We start from the raw sequence: 3,032 nt of genomic DNA on the forward strand, positions 1-3,032 counted from the left end.
CATCATCTCGCTGCAACTGGTCGGCCGCGCCCGCCAGGCAGGTCTGGTGATCGAGCCGCGCGACGTCTTCCGTCATCAGACGTTGCAGGAGCTGGCGCGAGTTGCGCGCAACGAACCGAAGGAAAGCGATGCTCCGCCCCAAGGAGATCTCGAAGGCAGCGATCATCCGCTGCTGCCGATTCAGGCGCGCTTCTTCAGCGAGGATGCCGGGGAGCGACATCACTGGAATCAGGCCGTCCTGTTGATACCAAAGTCCCGGCTCGATTGGGCCGTCGTGGAGGTCACGGCAGCCGCGATCGTGACGCATCATGCGGCCTTGCGTCTCAGCTTCGAAGAGATCGAAGGCGTTTGGCGTGCGAGTTATGACGCTGCATCCGAAGTCTCGGAACTGTTTTGGCATCGAAGCGGGATTCGCGATGCTGCCGACGTCACCGCCGTCGCTTCTGCGGCCCAGGCAAGTCTGTCGCTGACCGGACCGCTTTTGCGTCTGGTTGGAATGGATCTCACTGACGGCAGCCAGCGGCTCCTGTTGGTCGTGCACCATCTTGTTGTCGATGGCGTGTCGTGGCGAGTCCTGCTCGAAGACTTTGCGGCGGCATATGAGCAGATTCAGCAGGGCAAATCGCGCGTTATGTTGGCGCCGAGCCATTCCTACGCGTCGTGGGGTGCGCGGCTACAGGCTTTTGGCCAGACCGAGCAATTGGCGGCGGAGCTGCCCTATTGGCTGGAACGGGGATCGCAGACGGAACTGCCGTGCGATGACGATGCGGGTATCGATCGCGTTGTCGACGGCGAGGAGGTTTCGCTCGCCTTCGACGCAGAGTTGACCGCGCGCCTGCTGAAGGAAGCGCCATCGGCCTACCGGACACAGGTCAACGATCTGTTGCTCGCGGGGCTTGCGCGAGCAATCGCGCGGTGGAGTGGAATTGAGGAGATCGTTGTTGAACTTGAAGGGCACGGCCGCGAGGATATTTTCGCAGGCATCGACATTTCCCGGACGGTAGGGTGGTTCACCACGGCTTTCCCCGTGCGTTTGCCGGGCGGGTCGGCGGACGATGCGACGCTGATCAAATCCACCAAGGAAGAGCTCCGGGCGATTCCGGCCCGCGGGCTTGGCTATGGCGTGTTGCGCTATCACGGCACCGAAGCGCAACGTGATGCGCTGGCTCAGCTTTCGGAGCCACGTATCGTTTTCAACTACCTCGGCCAGTTCGATTCCAGTTTTAGTGAGAGCGCCCCGTTCCGGCTTGCGCCCGAGAGCGCCGGACCGGCGCGTAGCAACAGCGCGCCGCTTGGCCGCTGGCTCAGCATCAACGGCCAGGTAAAAGACGGGGAGCTGCGGTTATCGTTCAGCTTTGGCCGGAAGCGCTACCAGCGGAAAACGATCGAGCTATTGGCTGCTTCATATGAGACTGCGGTGCGCGAGCTGGTCGATCACTGCACCAGCGGCGCCTGCGGTCTCACGCCATCGGATGTCGTACTGTCTGGCCTTGGGCAGGGCGAGCTCGATCATCTCGCACTGGAATGGCGTGAGATCGAGGACATTTATCCGCTGTCGCCGATGCAGCAGGGCATGCTGTTCCACACGATGCACGACGGTGAGCGCGAACTTTACGTCAATCAGGTTGCGGCGGAAGTGCGTGGCGTCAATGCCGAAGGGCTACGCCGGGCCTGGCAGGCGGTCAGCGATCGCCATGCGGTTCTAAGAACCGGCTTCGTGTGGCGCGGTCTGTCCGGCTCGCCGCAGCAGATTGTCTATCGCCGTGCCGAGGTGCCGTTTGTCGAAGATGACTGGTGCGAGCGAGTTGCAGACTGGGATGAAGCCCAATTGGAGGCTGCGCTGGCCGATGTTTCCCGTCAGGAACAGGCCGCGGGTTTTGACCTGTCGCGGCCGTCTTTGCAGCGGGTGCGGCTGATACGGCTCGGAGACGACCGGCATTGGCTGATCTGGACTCATCATCACATCCTGTTCGATGGATGGAGTTCGGCGCGTCTGATCTCCGAGGTGATGCAGCATCATGGCGCAGGCCGGCTGCCGGCATTGCAGCATCGCTACCGCGACTACATCGCGTGGCTGCAGAACCGGGCAGGCGAGGTGTCGGCCGCCTTCTGGCGCGATGCGATGGCCAGATTGGATCAGCCGAGCTTTTTGTCCGAACGCGCGGATGCGGGATCGTGCGGCCACGGCGCGCTCACCCGGGAGCTGGACGCGGGGTTGACCGAAAGGCTGCAGCAATTTGCAGCGCGCGAGCGCGTCACGATGAACACGCTGGCGCAGGCCGCATGGGCGCAGTTGCTGCGGCGATATAGCGGGCAGAGCGCAGTCTGTTTCGGCGTCACCGTGTCGGGCCGGCCAGCTGAGCTTGCGGGCGCAGACGAGATGATCGGCCTGTTCATCAACACGCTGCCGGTTGTCGACGACGTCGCTCCGCAGCAGAAGGTTGGAACGTGGCTGCGTGAGCTGCAGGATCACAATCTGGCCTTGCGCGACTTCGGCTGGACTCCGCTCTATGAGATTCAGCGTCTCGCCGGACGTCCCGGACAGCCGCTGTTCGACAGCATCCTGGTGTTCGAGAATTATCCGATCGACCATGCTCTGACGGAAAAAAACCAGCAGGTTCGCGTCGATAAGACCAGGCTTGTCGAGACCAGCAATTATCCGCTGTTCGCGAGCGTCGGTCTCGACAAGCGGTTCCGCCTGACCTTCAACTATCAGCGCGGGCACTTCGACGAGGCGCAGATCGCGCGGCTGCAACATGCCTTTGTGCGCTTGATGGAGGCGTTGAGCATCGATGCCGATCGGCCGGTCGGCATGATCGCGGATCGTGATCCCGCAGATGATGTCCTGCTCGCCCGCGCCAACAGCACGAGCCGCGATGAGCCGCGCCGGGGCCTTATCGAACAGTTTGAATCGCAGGTCCGCAGCTGTTGCGACGGGATCGCGCTGGTATTTGGGGACGAGGCGTTGAGCTATGGAGAGCTGAACGCGCAGGCGAACCGTTTGGCGTGGCGGCTGCGGGATCGCGGGGTTG

General features: G+C 62.6%; 1 protein-coding gene. It reads left to right on the forward strand.

What is annotated here, in order from left to right; genetic code table 11:
* Positions 1-3,032, forward strand: a 3,032-nt coding sequence (locus GGQ85_RS20585) for a condensation domain-containing protein (protein WP_309776068.1), incomplete at both ends; no start/stop codon positions are given.

The sequence above is a fragment of the Nitrobacter vulgaris genome (assembly GCF_031453995.1).
In the GTDB taxonomy this organism is placed as follows: Bacteria; Pseudomonadota; Alphaproteobacteria; order Rhizobiales; family Xanthobacteraceae; genus Nitrobacter; species Nitrobacter vulgaris.